Here is a 17,308-nt window from a genome sequence, read left to right on the forward strand (position 1 = left end):
TGCACGAGCTGATGAAGATTTCCCATGAGTGGACCCGGGCTTCCCGAGCTGACCGCGCTTGCCGCAATTGTCTCCCACCGCAGCTTTCGCAAGGCGGCGGACGATCTCGGACTATCGCCCTCGACGCTCAGTCACATGATGCGGGCGTTGGAACGGGATATGGGCGTGCGCCTGCTCAATCGCACCACGCGCAGCGTGGCACCGACAGAGGCAGGCGCACGGCTCGTCGCGCGCTTGCAGCCGCTGCTGCGGGATATAGATGCGGCTCTTGCGGAGGTGGACAACTTCCGCAACCTCCCGGCAGGTACGCTGCGGATCAATTCCAGCGAGATCGCAGCCCGACTGCTGCTTAAATCCACGGTGCCGGCGTTTCTTGCGCGCTACCCGCAGGTTTCGCTCGATCTCGTTACCGAGGGAAGGCTGGTCGATATTGTGGCCGAAGGCTTCGACGCAGGCATCCGCCTTGGCGAGGCCGTGCCACAGGACATGGTTGCGGTACGCTTAGGCGGGGCGACGCGCTTCATTGCCGTCGCCTCGCCGACCTATCTCGCCACCCGCAAAGTTCCTCGGGTGCCGGACGATCTGAGGAATCACACCTGCATCCGATTCCGCCTGCCGAGTGGCAAGCCCTACCGCTGGGAATTCGAGAAACACGGCCAGGAAATCTCCATCGATGTCCCGGGCGTGCTTACGCTCGACCATATGGAACTGATGGCTGAGGCAGCGGTCGGTGGTTTGGGTGTCGCTTATATTTCCGACAAATCTGCTCAATCTTACATCGAACAGGGAGCGCTCGTCAGTCTGTTGGAGGATTGGTGTCCGGCGATTCCCGGCCTATTCCTCTACTATCCCGGTCATCGCCTCGTGCCGCCGGCCCTGCGCGCCTTCATCGATGTGCTGAAAGAGACGAACTGACGAGGCACGTTTGTCTTCTACTAGGCGTGGCGCCGCCTATTCGGCAGCGGCCGGTAGAGGTGGTGTCGCACTGCTGCGCCACTCCTGGATATGCGAGGCAAACGCGACTACCACAGCGACCAGCATGGCCATGGCGCCAACCACCGGCAGGCTGCGATAGCCATAACCGGCATTGAGCATGGCGGCGCCGAGCGAGGCGGCCAGCGCGATGCCGACATTGAAGCCGGCCGGGATGAGCGATGAGGCGAGGTTGGAGGCATCCGCCGTCCAGGTCAGGATACGGGTCTGGATCGGCGTGCCGATGGCAAAGCTGAGACCGCCCCAGATAATGATCGCCACCACCATCGGCACCGGGTACGGGCTGACGGCGTAAATGACGGCAAGTGTCACCGCCTGCATGAAAAGCATGGTGATGAGCGACGGCATTAGTTTCCAGTCGGCGAGCCGCCCGCCAAGAAAGACGCCGATCGTCGCGCCGACCCCGTTGAGCAGGAGCACCCAGGGCACCAGGTCCTCGTCGAGGCCAGTGATTTCAAGCAGCGTCGGTGTGATGTAGGTGAACAGGCCGAACTGGCCGATCATCAGCATCAGCATGAGGATCAGCGATGTCCAGACCTGCTGGCGTGCGAGCACGCGTACCTCGCTGCCGAAGCTGACGGACTGGCGCGACGAACCCGTCTTGCGCGGCAGCAGGGCGGTGATTGCTGCGATGGATACCATGCCAAGCGCGCACATCACCCAGAACGTCGCGCGCCACCCCCAGACATTGCCGATCGCCGTGCCGGCCGGCACGCCGATGACATTGGAGACCGTCAGGCCCGACAGGATGAGCGCAACGGCCATTCCACGCTGGTCCTGGCGGACCAGGCCGACCGCCACCACCATCGCGACGCCGAAATAGGCGCCGTGCGCCACGGCCACCGCAATCCGCAACAGCAACATGGAGGCGAAGTCGGGTGCAAGTGCGCAGGCGGCCTGGCCGATGGTGAAGGCTGCGGCAAGGCCAAGCAGCAAGGCCTTGCGGGAAATCGCCTTGGTGGCGAGCGTCAGCAGCGGTCCGCCGATTGCGATGCCGCCGGCGTAGCCCGAGACAAGGTAGCCGGCAGTCGGGATGGAAACGCCAAGGCCATCCGCCACCTGCGGCAGCACACCGGCGATGACGAACTCGGTGGTGCCGAACGCGAATGCGGCGATGAACAGGGCGATGAGGGGAAGCATGGCGCGGGAAGGCGATCCTTGGATGGGACAGCCTCAAATCACGAACGAGAGCCGCCGGCAATCCAGAAATTGTCGACGCCGCTTTAGGTTTTCTTGATCGGGGGCGGTTGCGGCGGTTTTTCCTTCTCCCAACAACAAGGGGAGAGAGGAAACAGCGTCAACGCCTATCCGGCCTTCAGCCGCGAGCCGGTGAGCAGGCCGCGTTCCTCGAGCACGGGATAGGCCATCGAAGCGAGCAGCGAGTTGATCTGCTTCAAGTCGCGGATGGTGTCGAGATGGATGGAACTGGTCTCGACACTCTTGGCGGTGCCGTCGCGCAGCCGCACGAAATGGCTGGCGCTGGTCTCCTTCTCGCGGTCGCGCAGCCGGTCCTTTTCCAGCACCAGCTGGCGGGCGGTCTCGGGATCGCGCGAGACCAGCACGTTGAAGGCAAGCCGTGCGTTGGCGAGCACCGAAGCGTGGAAGGCGCTAAGCTCGCGCCAGCCCTCGGGCGTGAATTCCAGTCCGCGCTCGAGCTTCTTCCTGACATGCACCAGCATGTTGCGCACGATGATGTCGCCGACCTGTTCGAGCTTGACGCAGGCGCCGATCAGCTCCTGGCAGCGCAGCGCCTCGTCTTCGCTCAGCGGGTTCTTGGTGACCTTGGCCAGATAGAGCTTTATCGCGGCGTGCTTCTTGTCGACGCGGTCGTCGAGCGCGGCCAGCGCCTTGATCTTGTCGGCGTCGGCACTCTCATAGAGCTCGATGATGCGCTTCAACATGATCTCGACCGTCTCGCAGACCCGCACCACTTCACGGGTGGCGTTGGCCAGCGCTTGGCTTGGCACGTCCAGGGCGCTGTCGTTGAGCGCGGACAGTTCGACGACGTCGAGCGCGTCGGCCGGCGCCGGTTTGGTGCCGAGCGCCACGATCTTTTCCGAAGCGCGGTAGACGAGACCGGCCAGGGGCAGGCCGGCAACCAGGATCAGGATGTTGAAGAGGATATGCGCGTTGACGATCTGGTCGGGCACGGTGGCGCCGAGAAAGGCAACCGGCGGCTTCGACCACAGGAACAGGATCAGCATGGCCAGAGAGCCCATGCCGCGCATCAGGAGATTGCCGATCGGAACGACACGCACACCCGGTTCCGCGTTGCGGGTGAGCAGCGGCGCGATGATCGACGAGCCGAGATTGACGCCGAGCACCAGCACGATGCCGAGTTCGGGCGGGATGAAGCCGCGGCCGGCCAGCGTCACCATCAGCAGGACGGCGGCGATCGAGGAATGGAACAGCCAGGTGACCAGCGCCGCCAGGAGATAGGCGGTGACCGGGTCGCCGGAGAAGTAGTCGACGATAACCGGCATCAGCGAACTCTGGCGCAGCGGCTCCGACGCCTGGCCGATCATTTCCAGCGACAACACCAGCAGGCCGATGCCGACCAGGATACGGCCGAACTGGCGCCAGTCGCGGCGCTCGGTGGCCATGAACATGACAGTCCCGGCGACAAGGCAGATCGGCACGAGCAGCGACAGATCGAAGGTGAGCAGCTTGACCACCAGCGCCGAGCCGATCTCGGCGCCGCGCACGGCAAGCTGGCCCGACATGCCGCTGACGATGCCGGCGCCGGCGAAGGAGCCGACCAGCAAGGTGACGGCGGTGGAGCTTTGCAGCGCGATCGCCAAGCCGCAGCCGGCCAGAACCGCCATGAAAGGATTGCGCATGGTGGCGCGCAGCTTGTGGCGCAGCAGATCGCCATAGGCGCGCTCGACACCTGTCTTCACCAGGCGGGTGGCAAACAGCATCAGCGCCACCGCGCCGGCAAGATGCAGCAAAACGACGGAGCCGCTCATATCAGGCTCGCAATCCGACGCGCCAGCGATGCGGGCATCGTGATGGCAAAGGGGCAAAAGAGGGTGCGAATCAAGGACATTGCAAGGGTTGATACTACTCCGATTACTTTTAGCCGGATAATAAATTTTGCCTAATTCGGGTGGCTGTTGGCGCGCGACAGGGCGTGTCGGAAATGGATGGATCGCAAAATGGTTGCATTGCCGGCCGGCTTGCGGACGGCCGCGCGGTCAAGAGCAGGCGACACCTTCAGATCCAGTTTGAGCAGGGTGTTGAATTAGGTAGTCTAAATATAAGAAATCATTACGAAAACGTAATCTGAACGTTCAGTTCCGGTTCATTCTTCGGGCTCTATTCCTCAGGCATCGACAACCAAGGAGTACCCGTCATGAAACGCATCGTTCTTTCCGCAGTCGCCCTCTCGATGCTGGCTGCCACGTCGCTGCAGGGCCAGGCAGCGCCGCTGAACACGCCGAATGCACCGCAGTCGACCTACAGCCAGGTTGACTGGCAGAAGCCCGGCAAGCATGTCGACGTGAAGAAGCGCGTCGTGGTGAAGAAGAAAGTCGTCGTAAAGAGGAACCATTGGCGCAACGGCCAGAAATATTCCAGCTGGAAGCGCCACCAGCCGATCCGCGACTATCGCCACTATGGCCTGCGTCGTCCGGGCCGTGGCCAGGAATGGATCCGCGTCGGCAACGACTATCTGTTGGTCAGCGTCGTCTCCGGCATCATCTTCGGCGCGATCGCTACGCACTGACTGCGGAACGGCTGACTGGCGCTGTGCCGGACACATGAAAAAAAGAAGGCGGCCCGCAGAGGCCGCCTTCTTTGTGCCCTGTGAAAACCGGGTATGGTTCCGCATTAGGAGTCGTCGGGTTTCTCCGGCGTGATTATATGGAGGCCAAACGAGCCGTTCCCGATGCGCTTTCCACCTGCCTTCCTCGACGAGATACGCGACCGCGTGCCGATTTCATCGGTGATCGGCCAGCGCGTGGCGTGGGACAGGAAGAAGACCAACGCGCCGCGCGGCGACTATTGGGCGTGCTGTCCCTTCCATGGCGAGAAGAGCCCGTCCTTCCATTGCGAGGACAAGAAGGGCCGCTACCATTGCTTCGGCTGCTCGGTTTCGGGCGACCATTTCAAGTTCCTGACTGAACTCGACGGAATGAGCTTTCCCGAAGCGGTCGAGAAGATCGCCGACATGGCCGGTGTGCCGATGCCGGTTCGCGATGCCCAGGAGGAACGGCGCGAAAAGGAACGCGCCAGCCTGACGGATGTCATGGAAATGGCGACCGCCTTCTTCCAGGAGCGGCTGCAGGGCGCGGAAGGCGCAAAAGCCCGCGCCTATCTGCGCGACCGAGGGCTGACGCCGGCGACGCAGCAATCGTTCCGGCTCGGCTATGCGCCGGACAGCCGCAACGCGCTGAAGGAGCATCTTGCCGCCAAGGGCGTGCCCAAAGCCGACATCGAGGCATGCGGGCTGGTGCGCCATGGCGACGACGTTCCGGTTTCCTATGACTGGTTCCGCGACCGCATCATGTTCCCGATCCCGGATTCCAGAGGCAAGATAATCGCCTTTGGCGGGCGGGCGCTGGCAGCCGATGCGCTCGCCAAATACATGAATTCGCCCGACACCGAGCTCTTCCACAAGGGCAGTGTGCTCTACAATTTCGCCCGTGCGCGCCAAGCGCTGGCAAAGGGGGCGCTGGCCAAGGGCGGCACGGTCATCGCCGTCGAAGGTTATATGGACGTGATCGCGTTGGCGCAGGCCGGTTTCGAAAATGTCGTGGCGCCGCTCGGCACCGCTTTGACCGAAAACCAGCTCGAGCTCCTGTGGCGCATGGCCGGCGAGCCGGTGCTGTGCTTCGACGGCGACCAGGCCGGACTGAAGGCGGCATGGCGCGCCGCCGATATGGCGCTGCCGGCGGTTCAGGCAGGCCGCTCGGTGCGCTTTGCTCTTCTGCCCGAAGGCAAGGACCCCGACGATCTGGTCAAGGCCGATGGGCCGGACGCGTTTCGCGCGGTGCTTTCCGAGGCGCGGCCGCTCGCCGACCTTTTGTGGGTGCGCGAAACGGCCGGCGGCATCTTCGACACGCCGGAGCGGCGGGCGGAACTGGAAAAGACGCTGCGCGAACTGACCAGCCGCATCCGCGACGAGAGCTTGCGCTACCACTACCAACAGGAAATGCGCGAGCGGGTGCTAAGCTTTTTTGGTGCCCAGCGCGGGCGCCAAGAGCGTCGTCAAGATGGGCGGCCCGGCGAGCGCTTTCAGGGCAAGGGCTCAGCTCCTGGCGGACAGTTCGCACGCGGCGGCGGTGGACGTACCGCGATCACCGAAAGCCTCGGCCGTTCGGCGCTGGTCAAGCGCAGCAGCGAGGGAATGTCGGTGCGCGAGGCGACGATCATTGCAGCTCTTGTCAATCATCCAGCACTGATCGACGAGAATTTCGCCCATGTCGAGTTCCTCGACCTCGCCAACGCCGATCTGAAGCGATTGCACGCGGCCATTCTCGACGCGATGGCCCATGACATGGCCAACGACCGCAACGCGGTGATCGCGACGATCGAACGGGCCGGCTGCGGCGAAATCTGGGCGCGCGCGGTGGCGCTGATCAAGCGGGCGCGGCAATGGCCGGCGCTGGAAACCGCCGGACTTGATGATGCCCGCGACGCCTTCAGCCAGGCTCTCCACTTGCAGCGCAGCGCGCGCACCTTACATAAGGAGCTGAAACAGGCGGAAGCGGCGCTCGCCAGCGATCCCACGGATGAAAACTACCGGCATCTCATCGAGATCCAGGCGCAATTTCGTGACGTGCAAGCAACGGAAGCGCTGATCGAAGGGTTCGGTGTGTCCTCGGGCAGGGCCGGGCGGGCGTAGGTCGAAGCTTACGAAAGGGTGAAAGTGCAGGACCGTGCTTGCGCGTCGAATCAGCCGGGGCGCTTTAAGTCGGGTAATTGATTCGCTTTTTTCATGCGAATCATGCGAGAGGCGCTTGACCTTCTGGCAGAATGACGGAATCAGGACGATTCGAAACGTTAACCCGCGCCGGCGTCGACGGGAAGTGCAGCGATGTGAGGTACCGGTCACTGGACAGGCATTCGGCCTGCCACAGATACCAGGGTTAATCTGGACTTAACGAGAGATGCAGTTACTGGCCCGGGGAAGCGCGCTCAAGAGCGAGCGCATCTGATTTAACCGGTACGGCAGCTTACGCGGCTTGATACTTAGCCGCTTGGAGAAAATAAAGAATGGCGACAAAAGAAAAGGAAGAGGTCGAGACCGAACGCGAAGGCGCCACCGATGGCCCTCTGCTCGACCTTTCCGACGATGCTGTCAAGAAGATGATCAAGGCCGCCAAGAAGCGCGGCTATGTCACCATGGATGAACTGAATTCGGTGCTGCCCTCGGAGGAAGTGACCTCCGAGCAGATCGAGGACACGATGGCCATGCTCTCCGACATGGGCATCAACGTGGTCGAGGACGACGAGCAGGGCGAGGAGCCCGAAGCCGCCGATGCGGCTGCCGACGCCGAGGAAGACGCCAACGAGCTGGCCGAGCAGACCGGCACCGCCGTTGCCGCGACGACCACCAAGAAAGAGCCGACCGATCGCACCGACGATCCGGTTCGCATGTATCTGCGCGAGATGGGCTCGGTCGAGCTTCTGTCGCGCGAGGGCGAAATCGCGATCGCCAAGCGCATCGAGGCCGGCCGCGAGACGATGATCGCGGGCCTGTGCGAAAGCCCGCTGACGTTCCAGGCCATCATCATCTGGCGTGACGAGCTCAATGAATCGAAGATCCTGTTGCGCGAGATCATCGACCTCGAAGCGACCTATGCCGGTCCGGAGGCCAAGCAGGCGCCGGTGGTCGAGCGGATTGAGGAAGCCAAGACCGAGGAAAAGCCGCGCCGTTCACGCGAGGACGAGGACGACATCACCAATGTCGGCGCCGACACGCGCGGTCTGACTGATGACGACGAGGAAGACGAGGACGAGGCCAGCCTGTCGCTGGCGGCGATGGAAGCGGAACTGCGCCCGCAGGTGATGGAGACGCTCGACGTCATCGCCGACACCTATAAGAAGTTGCGCAAGCTGCAGGACCAGCAGGTCGAGAACCGGCTGGCCGCAGCCGGCACGCTGTCGCCCAGCCAGGACCGCCGGCTGAAGGAGCTGAAGGACCAGCTGATCAAGGCGGTGAAGTCGCTATCCCTAAACACGGCGCGCATCGAGGCGCTGGTCGAGCAGCTCTACGACATCAACAAGCGCCTGGTGCAGAATGAAGGCAAGCTGTTGCGGCTGGCCGAAAGCTATGGCGTGCGCCGCGAGGAATTCCTGAAGGAGTATCAGGGCTCGGAGCTCGATCCGAACTGGACGCGCTCGATCGGCAATCTGACCTCGCGCGGCTGGAAGGAATTCACCAAGAACGAGAAGGATGCGATCCGCGACCTGCGCGCCGAGATCCAGAACCTCGCTACCGAAACGGCGATCTCGATCCTCGAGTTCCGCAAGATCGTCAACCAAGTGCAGAAGGGCGAACGCGAAGCCGCGATCGCCAAGAAGGAAATGGTGGAGGCCAATCTGCGCCTCGTCATTTCCATCGCCAAGAAATACACCAATCGCGGCCTGCAGTTCCTCGATCTGATCCAGGAAGGCAATATCGGCTTGATGAAGGCGGTCGACAAATTCGAATACCGGCGCGGTTACAAGTTCTCGACCTACGCGACATGGTGGATCCGGCAAGCGATCACCCGTTCGATCGCCGACCAGGCGCGCACTATCCGCATTCCGGTGCACATGATCGAGACGATCAACAAGATCGTACGCACCTCGCGCCAGATGCTGCACGAGATCGGCCGCGAGCCGACGCCGGAGGAACTGGCGGAAAAGCTCGCCATGCCGCTGGAAAAAGTGCGCAAGGTGCTGAAGATCGCCAAGGAGCCGATCTCGCTCGAAACGCCGGTCGGCGACGAGGAGGATTCGCATCTCGGTGATTTCATCGAGGACAAGATGGCGATCCTGCCGATCGATGCGGCGATCCAGGCCAATCTGCGCGAAACGACGACGCGGGTGCTTGCTTCGCTCACCCCGCGCGAAGAGCGCGTGCTCAGAATGCGCTTCGGCATCGGCATGAACACCGACCACACGCTGGAAGAAGTCGGCCAGCAGTTCTCGGTGACCCGCGAGCGTATCCGCCAGATCGAAGCCAAGGCGCTGCGCAAGCTCAAGCACCCGAGCCGCTCGCGCAAGCTGCGGAGCTTCCTCGACAGCTGATGCCGGGGTACCGGATAAGCAATTTGAAGGGCGCTGCGGCGCCCTTTTTCGTTCGCGGCACAGAGATTGTCTCGCAGACGGTGCGGTTGTTCTTGCAGCACACCTGCTGTGGGAGGATAATCTCGTGTCGGATGCATTTTCTGGGCGACAAACCCGGATGCCCGCCCCGGCAGTGACGCCGTGCTCCGAGGCCCCGGAGGGAGGTGTGCATGACGAACTATATCGTGCTGATCAACTGGACGGAGCAGGGCGCCAAAAATGTGCGCGAGTCGCCGAAGCGGCTCGATGCCGCCAAGAAGCTGCTGGGAGACATGGGCGGCTCATTCAGGGCGTTTTATCTCACCATGGGCGAATGCGATATGGTGGCGATCGTCGAAGCGCCCGACGACGCGGTGCTCGCTCGTTTCTCGCTGATGCTGGCGTCAGGCGGTAACGTGAGGACGCGGACGCTCAAGGCTTTCCCGGAATTGGCCTATCGCGAGATCATCGCCTCGCTCGGGTGAGACGCTGCGCGGCTACAGACCCGCGCAAGGCCGAGTTCCTGATATCGGAAGGTCGGGCGCCGCTTGACGGCGCCCGATCCGCCGATCATGAGGAAGAATGCTGCTTTCGCTCGAAAAGAACTTCATTTTCATCCATATCCCGAAGACCGCCGGGACCTCGCTCACCCGTGCGCTAAGTCCGTGGAGCTTGAGACCGCAGCGAACGCAATGGCGTCGCCTGCTGTCACATCTTCCCGTGCGCGAAACGCCTCAAAATGCGTTCCTCAGGCAGCATGACAAAGCAAGCTGGGTGAAGCACAAGCTGCCGGCGGAGATCTATGATAGCGCCTACAAATTCGCCGTCGTGCGCAACCCTTTCGAACTTGCGGTCTCGACCTATTATTTCCGCCGCGACTATCTCTCCGGCCGGCGCTGGCACAGAGCCAGGGTCTTGGATTTCAAGGCTTTCCTGCGCTATCTCGAACGCAAGAACCGGCTTGTGCGGGTGGACCAGACGAGCTGGATTTCGGACAGGCACGGAAACCTCATCATCGACGAGATTTTGCGGTTTGAAACACTGGCCGAGCAATTTAATGCGCTGGTCGAACGACTCGATCTGCCGGGCGAGGTGAAGCTTCCCCGGTCAAACGTCAATACACCTTACGATTATCGCGCGGTCTACGATGACGAGGCGAAAAGCATCGTGCGACGGCTCTATTTCAGGGATTTCGAGCGCTTCGGCTACAAATTCTGACTTTTCAGACCGCAATTCGTCGGCAAGATGCCGCGTCACGGCCAGGCTGGTCCGGACGTTGCGGGGCGAGGACATTTCCCGGATAGTCAGCGCAGCCCTTCAGGTCGCTAAACACATGCCCAAGCCTCTGCTGACCATCTGGTACAACACCCGTTGTCCGGTTTGCGATGCCGGCATCGTCAGGCAGAAGCGGCGGCTGGTCGAGGCGATCAAGGCCGGGCGGATAGCGTTTCGCGACATCAATGCCGAGCCGTCGGCGCTGGCCGGATACGGCGTGTCGCTGGAGGACATCCGCCGCCGGCTGCATGCAACCGATGCGGACGGCAAACTGCTGGTCGGCGCCGACGTCGCAATTGCCGTCTGGCTGGCAACACCGGGCGATGGCTGGCTGGCGGCGCTGTTCGGCAACCGCGTCGCGCTGCCGTTGACGCGCTATGCCTATGATCGCTTCGCCGATCTTCTCTATGCCTGGAACCGGCGCAAGGGTCGCTGGTAGCCGGCACAGACATCCTTCATCGAAAGGCCGGAACTGACTCCGGGCCGCAAATGCGCGCCTTCAATCCTGCGGCGCGGAATTAAGTTACATCGTAAGATATATCTTGATTCAATCGTCTCACACGCCTAATTAAGATATATCGTAAGACATAACTCAAGGAGCAGACAATGCACAGACATCATCATTTCGGGGAGCGCGCCGAGCGCGTTTTCATGCATATGGCCGGCAAGTTCGGCGGCCGTGGCGGCGGCTTCGGCCCATTTGGCCACGGCATGAGGGGCGGCGGCCGCGGCGGGCCGGGCGACATGTTCCGCGCCGGACGCATGCTGGCCGACGGCGATCTCAAACTGATCACGCTGTCGCTGCTGGCCGAGGCTCCGCGCCACGGCTACGACATCATCAAGGCGCTGGAGGAGCGCACCAGCGGCGTCTACAGCCCGAGCCCGGGGGTGGTCTATCCGACGCTGACGTTCCTGGAAGAGGCCGGCTATGCCGTCTCGTCGGCGGAAGGCAACAAGAAGGTGTTTTCGATTACCGAGGCAGGGCAGGCGCATCTCAACGACAATCGCGAGATGATCGACCATGTGCTCGACCATCTCGAGCGTTTCGGCCGCAAGATGGCAAAGGCGCGCGACTGGTTCGGCTGGAACGACGATGGCGAGGATGGCGGACGGCGCGGCCGAGGCCGTTCGGAAAAGCGCGACGAATTCCGCGCAGTGCGCCACCGGCTGCGCGCAGCCCTCGGTGACATCGTCGATGCGCCGGCTGAAAAACAGGCCGAGGCGATCAGAATATTGGAAGGGGCCGCCGAAGCCCTGGAAGCGCTGTCACGCGACTGATCTCTGGTAGGCCGGGCCGGATGCGGCCCCTTGCCCGTTTGCCTAAGGACCGCTAGTGAAAATCATCCTGCACCACGCTATGTGATGCAGGATGATTGCGTTGGAGGATACCCCATGTCTTTTCTGAAGCGTCTTTTTGGCGGTGGCGGCAGTGACGTGGGCGAGCCAAAAAGCGCTGCACCGGCAAAGCAGATCGAGCACAAGGGATTTCTGATCAGCGCCACGCCCTACAAGGCGGAGGGCCAATACCAGACCTGCGGGGTGGTTTCGAAGGAAATCGACGGCGTGATGAAGGAGCACAAATTCATCCGCGCCGACCGTTTTGCCGGGCTCGACGACGCTGTCGACATCTCGATCAAGAAGGGCATCCAGCTCGTCGACGAGCAGGGCGAGAAGATGTTCGGTTAGCCTGGCAAATGGCGATGTCGCGCGACTTCGGAGCGACGTCAGAAAAGCCTTGTCGCTGCCCTTGAGCTGTAGGATCTGCCGACGCCTCGTCGGGCATCAGGCGGATGGCAAAAAGGCAGGCGCCGGGCGCCTGCCTTTTTCAATTCTGGTTAGCAGTTGCTCGCGCTCTACGCGGCAGTGGCGACCGCTCCGGTCGAGGCCACCAAGGCATCCACCTTGGCGGATGCCTTGGCCAGAGCGGCCGTGATGGCCTCGGGACCCATGCTGACGCCTTCGATGCGGATGACGTCGACGTCGGTTATGCCGATGAAGCCAAGCACGCTACGCAGGTAAGGGATGGCGTGGTCCAACTGCACGGCGGCGCCTTCCGAATAGATGCCGCCCGAGGCAAGGACAATGTAGACCTTCTTGCCGGTGACGAGCCCCTTCGGGCCATCCTCGCCATAAGCGAAAGTCTTGCCGGAGCGGGCGACGTGATCCACCCAGGATTTCAGGGTCGACGAGATGCCGAAATTGATGAAACCGGTGGCCAGGATGATGGTGTCGGCCGCAAACAGCTCATCCAGCACGGCGTCGGAAACGCCGACGACTTCGGCCTGGCGCTGGGTGCGGGCTTCGACGGGCGTAAAGATGCCGGTCGAATAGTCCGGATCGATATGCGGCAGCGGGTTGGCGACAAGGTCGCGCACGGCCAGCTTGGCCGAGGGATCGGCGGCGAGCAGCTTTTCCGCGAGCTCGGTGGCGATGCGGGTGGAATGTGAGGCAGTGCCGCGCGGGCTCGACGTGACAAGAAGGATGGACATAGCGGGCTCTCCAGGATTGGAATGATTTGTCCCGCCAGATATGGGTCCATCGACCCATTTGAAAAACTGGTATATTTTCTATATAATCCATCTACAATCTGGATAAGGCATTGCAACCCAATCCGACGCTCGACCAACTCCAGATCCTTGTGGCCGTCGCCGATACCGGCAGCTTCTCCGCCGCCGGCCGCAAGCTCAACCGCGCGCAATCGGTCATCAGCTACGCCATCGCCAATCTGGAGGCGCAGCTTGGGCTGAAGCTCTTCGAGCGCGAGGGCACGCGCGAACCGCAGCTGACCGATGTCGGCCGGGCGACGCTGGAAGATGCGCGGCGCATGGTCGGCATGCTGCAGCGCATCCGCTCGCGTGTCGACGGCCATAAGCAAGGGCTGGAGGCGGAAGTCAGTATGTCGGTCGACGTGACGCTGCCATTGCCGGTACTGGTTCGGGTGCTGAAGGCATTCGAGGCGCAGTTTCCGACCGTGATGTTGCGCCTGCATATAGGCTCGCTCGGCCTGATCCTTGACCATGTCGTGGGCGGACAGGCCGATCTCGGCGTTGGCGGCATTTTGGGCGAAGCCGACGTCAACCTTTTGCGGATCGGCTTCACCACTTTGGTGCCCGCTGCCGCGCCCAGCCACCCCTTGGCGCTGCTTCCACGGCCGGTGCCGCTCGAGGAGGTGCGCGAACATATCCAGCTTGTCGTCAGCGACCAGTCGGAGCGCACGCGGGGGCGCGACTACGGCGTCTTTGCCTACCGCACCTGGCGGCTGACCGATGTGCGCACCAAGCATGCGCTGATGCGCGAAGGGTTGGGTTGGGGCGGGCTGCCGCGCTGGCTGATCGCCGACGATCTGGCAAGCGGTCGGTTGGTCGAACTCGACCTAGAGCCCTACAGTGAGGTGCGGGCAGCGCTCTATGCCATGCATCGCGCCGACCGCAATCCGAAACCGGCGGCGGCTTGGCTGATCTACGAGTTCAAACGCCAACTCGGCTGCTTCAACGAGTTCGAGCCGGGCGAGGTGCCTGAAGATGAGTCGGAGACAGTCCGTCGATAAGGGCGACAAGCACCTCGCGATAGGGGCCGGTTTCGGCGCCTGCTTCGACCGCAAGAGCAGCACGGTCGAAGGCGGCGGCGAGCAGCGCGGTCAGCGCTTCCACCGGCAACCTCACCATGGTCTGCGCGCGCATTGCCGCCACAAGGCCCTCGCGAAGCGAGCGGTTGCCGTGGCGGTTGTCGATTTCGTCCATTGCGGCGCGGCCGAGCACGGCCGGTCCGTCGAGCAGCAGCAGCCGGGTGCGGCCAGGTGCGCGCATGGCGGCAAGGTAGGCATCCGAACCAGCGATCAGCGCATCGCGGGCAAACAGCGAGGGCGGTGAGGCGCGCTCGATCTCTTGCGCCACAGCAGCCGCCTCCTGCTCGACCACCGCGGCAAACAGCGCCTGCTTGTCGGCAAAGTGATGATAGAGAGCGCCGCGCGTGACGCCGGCCGCAGCCACGATCTCGGGCGTGCCGGTCTCTGCATAAGACTTTTCGGTGAACAGCTTTCGCGCCGCGGCGATCAGGTCGGCGCGCGTCGCTTCGGTGCGATCGCGGTTGGAGCGGCGCGCGGATTCCTGTTGCATACATGCAGCCTGTATGTTAATTGAACTTACATGCAGACTGTATGTTATTTGACGGGAGAAGGAAAGATGAAGACGACGAGCTATTATCCAGTGCTGATGACGGGCGACGTTGCCGGCACGAAAGCCTTCTATATCAAGCACTTCAGCTTCAAGCCGCTGTTCGAGAGCGACTGGTACGTGCATCTGCAATCCGCCGAGGATCGCCGCGTCAATCTCGGCATCGTCCAGGGCGATCACGAAACGATCCCGGAAGAAGGGCGCGGCCGTACCTCCGGCCTGCTGATCAATTTCGAAGTCAGAGACCCGGATGCAGTCTACGAGCGGATCCTTGCTGCCGGCCTGCCGATCCTGCGAACGCTCCGCGACGAACCCTTCGGCCAGCGCCATTTTATCACCAGAGATCCCAATGGCGTGCTGATCGACGTGATCAAGCCGATCCCGCCGAGCGCGGAGTTTCTGGAGCAGTTTGTTGAAGGGGCGGCGGGCTAAGCGGGATAGCTGCTGGCAGGAACTGTCTGTAGATGTGACGTGAAGGCTCCAGCCGCGTGGCCGGTCATGTCTTTGCGGTCTATGCTGAGGCTCGTCAGCCTTGGACCTATTCCATGCGTGAAATCTGCCTTGTCCGCGCACCCTCAAACCTTGGCCTCCGCCCACTGCGGCCAGGTCATATACCGGGGACGTGGCGTGCGCCGCAGGCGTTGACCGAAGCTGGCTTGATCGAGACGCTTTCGCCCCTCAAAGTGGTTGATCTTGATCGGCCCGCCTATAGCACGGAGCCGCAGCCGGGCACCCGGCTGCGCAACGGCAACGCGATACGCAGTTTCAATCTCGGCCTCGCCGAAGTTGTTGCCGGCGCGCTGGGGCGAGGCGAGTTCCCGCTGGTCGTCGGCGGCGACTGTGCGGTCCTGCTCGGCGCACTGGCTGCTGCACGGCGATCCGGTCCGCTGGCATTGGTCCATGTCGACGGCCACAGCGATTTCCGCCATCCGGGCAACTACGACATCAACGCTTCGCTCGGCTCGGCCGCCGGCATGGACCTTGCGCTCGCCACCGGACGTGGCGAGCCGCTGCTGACCGACTGGCCTGATATCGCAAGCCCGCTTGTTGCGGACGAACATGTGATTCAGATCGGCGAACGCGAGAACCGAAACCCCGACTTCGCCTGGCCGGACATCAATTCGACCGCGATGACGCTGATCGACGTCTTTGCCGTGCGAGAGCTTGGCGCGGCAAAGGTTCTGAAAAAGACCTGGACCACGCTGGCGCGAAGCGGCTGGCCCTATTGGCTGCATTTTGACGTCGATGCGCTCGATCAGACAGTGATGCCGGCGGTGGATTCACCAGGCAGCCCCGGCATCGATCCCGACGATCTCGTCGCCATCCTCGCGGCGCTGGTAGCGAATCCGCGCTGCACCGGAATGGATATGACCATTTTCGATCCGGACCTCGATCCGACCGGCGAACTGGCCGTGCTGCTGGTTTCGCTGCTCGGCCGGATCTTTGCACCGCGATAGAGCGACGTGCGTCCACTTGGACGCACAAACCACTTGGACGCACAAACCACGCTCTAACACATTGAATCTGCGCATTGTGCTTTCCGGAAATCGATTTCGATTTTCGGGCGATGCGGTAGTCAGTTTCGCGCCACCGGCATCACCGTGACCTGAGTGATGCCGGAGCGGCGCACCACCGTGCACAGCGTTTCGCGGCCGATGCGCTCGGCATCGAGGATGCGCACCAGATCGTCGACGCCGGTGACCGGGCGGCCGTCGATGGCGGCGATGATGTCGCCTTCCCTGAGGCCGGCCTTGGCCGCCGGGCTGTTCGCCTCGACGCTGCGCAGGCGCACGGCCGTGCTGCTCGACACTTGCGACAGAAGGGCGGCGCGGCGCGGCAGGTTTGTCGTATCTGCCGAGACACCGATGAAGGCGCGGCGCACGCGGCCGAAGCGGATGATCTCCGAAATGACGAAATTGGCGGTGTTGGAGGCAACCGCGAAGGCGATGCCTTGCGCGCCATGGATCATGGCGGTGTTGACGCCGATGACCTCGCCCGCCGACGACACCAGCGGTCCGCCTGAATTGCCGGGATTGAGTGCGGCATCGGTCTGGATGACGTCGTCGATCAACCGGCCGGTGGAGGCGCGCATCGAGCGGCCGAGCGCTGAGACGACACCTGATGTGACGGTCCATTCGAAGCCGAGCGGGTTGCCGATGGCAATGGCGATCTGGCCGCGCCGCAGGCGCTTGGAATCGCCGAGCGGCGCGATATCGGCAAAGCTGCCGTCGGCACGCACCAGCGCGATGTCGGTATCGGGGTCGCGGCCGAGAACACGGCCTTCCCTGGATGCACCGTCCGGCATGGTGACGCGGACGGTGCGGGCATCGCCGACCACGTGGAAGTTGGTGACGACCAGCCCGTCGGGCGTGATAACGAAGCCGGAGCCTTGACCGCCGGCACCACCGATGCGTTCGATACGGCAGACGGCGGGGCCGATGCGGTCCACAGCATCGGCAACCGTTGCCGAATAATCATCGAGCAGCGCATCGTCGAATTGCAATTGCTGGGCGGGGAGGGACATGGCAGGGCTCCGTGTCTTTAGAGCAAGATGAAGGATGCCTATATGTGCGGAGCGGCCGGATCGGTCGCGACCTGACCAGATGGCC

General features: G+C 62.7%; 17 protein-coding genes. 12 read left to right on the forward strand and 5 right to left on the reverse strand.

Going from position 1 to position 17,308, the window contains the following annotated elements; all coding sequences use genetic code 11:
* Nucleotides 1-24: 24 nt before the first annotated feature.
* A complete protein-coding gene (locus EJ075_RS19390) occupies nt 25-915 on the forward strand; it encodes a LysR family transcriptional regulator (protein WP_126105357.1) in 891 nt (296 codons plus the stop codon).
* Nucleotides 916-951: 36 nt separating this feature from the next.
* Here EJ075_RS19390 and EJ075_RS19395 read toward each other — a convergent pair whose 3' ends face one another.
* Complete coding sequence (locus EJ075_RS19395) at nt 952-2,133, reverse strand: MFS transporter (RefSeq protein WP_126105358.1); 1,182 nt, start codon at nt 2,131-2,133, stop codon at nt 952-954.
* Between the two features lie 164 nt (nt 2,134-2,297).
* Nucleotides 2,298-3,962, reverse strand: coding sequence for a Na/Pi cotransporter family protein (locus EJ075_RS19400; protein WP_126105359.1), 1,665 nt, complete (start codon nt 3,960-3,962; stop codon nt 2,298-2,300).
* 386 nt (nt 3,963-4,348) lie between these two features.
* Between EJ075_RS19400 and EJ075_RS19405 the strand changes: the two genes are divergently transcribed.
* From EJ075_RS19405 to EJ075_RS19440, 8 genes are all read left to right on the forward strand, one after another.
* Nucleotides 4,349-4,720: an RcnB family protein gene (locus EJ075_RS19405; protein WP_126105360.1), complete on the forward strand. Its 372-nt coding sequence runs from the start codon at nt 4,349-4,351 to the stop codon at nt 4,718-4,720.
* Between the two features lie 162 nt (nt 4,721-4,882).
* A complete protein-coding gene (gene dnaG / locus EJ075_RS19410) occupies nt 4,883-6,841 on the forward strand; it encodes a DNA primase (protein ID WP_126105361.1) in 1,959 nt (652 codons plus the stop codon).
* 371 nt (nt 6,842-7,212) lie between these two features.
* Nucleotides 7,213-9,234, forward strand: a complete 2,022-nt coding sequence (gene rpoD, locus EJ075_RS19415; protein WP_095488943.1) for an RNA polymerase sigma factor RpoD — start codon at nt 7,213-7,215, stop codon at nt 9,232-9,234.
* Between the two features lie 209 nt (nt 9,235-9,443).
* Nucleotides 9,444-9,737, forward strand: a complete 294-nt coding sequence (locus EJ075_RS19420; RefSeq protein WP_095488944.1) for a GYD domain-containing protein — start codon at nt 9,444-9,446, stop codon at nt 9,735-9,737.
* 97 nt (nt 9,738-9,834) lie between these two features.
* Entirely contained in the window at nt 9,835-10,470 is a 636-nt protein-coding gene (locus EJ075_RS19425; RefSeq protein ID WP_095488945.1) for a sulfotransferase family 2 domain-containing protein, read from the forward strand.
* A gap of 115 nt (nt 10,471-10,585) precedes the next feature.
* Nucleotides 10,586-10,966, forward strand: a complete 381-nt coding sequence (locus tag EJ075_RS19430) for a DCC1-like thiol-disulfide oxidoreductase family protein (protein ID WP_206437496.1) — start codon at nt 10,586-10,588, stop codon at nt 10,964-10,966.
* Nucleotides 10,967-11,133: 167 nt separating this feature from the next.
* Complete coding sequence (locus EJ075_RS19435) at nt 11,134-11,805, forward strand: PadR family transcriptional regulator (protein WP_095488946.1); 672 nt, start codon at nt 11,134-11,136, stop codon at nt 11,803-11,805.
* 114 nt (nt 11,806-11,919) lie between these two features.
* A complete protein-coding gene (locus EJ075_RS19440) occupies nt 11,920-12,213 on the forward strand; it encodes an HlyU family transcriptional regulator (RefSeq protein WP_095488947.1) in 294 nt (97 codons plus the stop codon).
* A gap of 167 nt (nt 12,214-12,380) precedes the next feature.
* Here EJ075_RS19440 and EJ075_RS19445 read toward each other — a convergent pair whose 3' ends face one another.
* Nucleotides 12,381-13,016: an FMN-dependent NADH-azoreductase gene (locus EJ075_RS19445; RefSeq protein WP_095488948.1), complete on the reverse strand. Its 636-nt coding sequence runs from the start codon at nt 13,014-13,016 to the stop codon at nt 12,381-12,383.
* 110 nt (nt 13,017-13,126) lie between these two features.
* Between EJ075_RS19445 and EJ075_RS19450 the strand changes: the two genes are divergently transcribed.
* Entirely contained in the window at nt 13,127-14,074 is a 948-nt protein-coding gene (locus EJ075_RS19450) for a LysR family transcriptional regulator (RefSeq protein WP_126105362.1), read from the forward strand.
* On the opposite strand, the gene EJ075_RS19455 is transcribed toward EJ075_RS19450, so the two are convergent.
* Nucleotides 14,016-14,642: a TetR/AcrR family transcriptional regulator gene (locus EJ075_RS19455; protein WP_126105363.1), complete on the reverse strand. Its 627-nt coding sequence runs from the start codon at nt 14,640-14,642 to the stop codon at nt 14,016-14,018. The two genes, EJ075_RS19450 and EJ075_RS19455, sit on opposite strands and share 59 nt — an antisense overlap.
* A 66-nt stretch (nt 14,643-14,708) precedes the next feature.
* On the opposite strand from EJ075_RS19455, the gene EJ075_RS19460 reads away from it, so the two are divergent.
* Nucleotides 14,709-15,131: a VOC family protein gene (locus EJ075_RS19460; protein WP_126105364.1), complete on the forward strand. Its 423-nt coding sequence runs from the start codon at nt 14,709-14,711 to the stop codon at nt 15,129-15,131.
* Between the two features lie 113 nt (nt 15,132-15,244).
* A complete protein-coding gene (locus EJ075_RS19465) occupies nt 15,245-16,156 on the forward strand; it encodes an arginase family protein (protein WP_206437497.1) in 912 nt (303 codons plus the stop codon).
* A 119-nt stretch (nt 16,157-16,275) separates the two neighbouring features.
* Here EJ075_RS19465 and EJ075_RS19470 read toward each other — a convergent pair whose 3' ends face one another.
* Nucleotides 16,276-17,223 carry a trypsin-like peptidase domain-containing protein gene (locus tag EJ075_RS19470; RefSeq protein ID WP_126105365.1) on the reverse strand — a complete coding sequence of 316 codons (948 nt, stop codon included), beginning with the start codon at nt 17,221-17,223 and terminating at the stop codon, nt 16,276-16,278.
* Between the last annotated feature and the right edge of the window lie 85 nt (nt 17,224-17,308).

The sequence above is a fragment of the Mesorhizobium sp. M6A.T.Cr.TU.016.01.1.1 genome (genome assembly GCF_003952585.1).
Classification (GTDB): domain Bacteria; phylum Pseudomonadota; class Alphaproteobacteria; order Rhizobiales; family Rhizobiaceae; genus Mesorhizobium; species Mesorhizobium mediterraneum.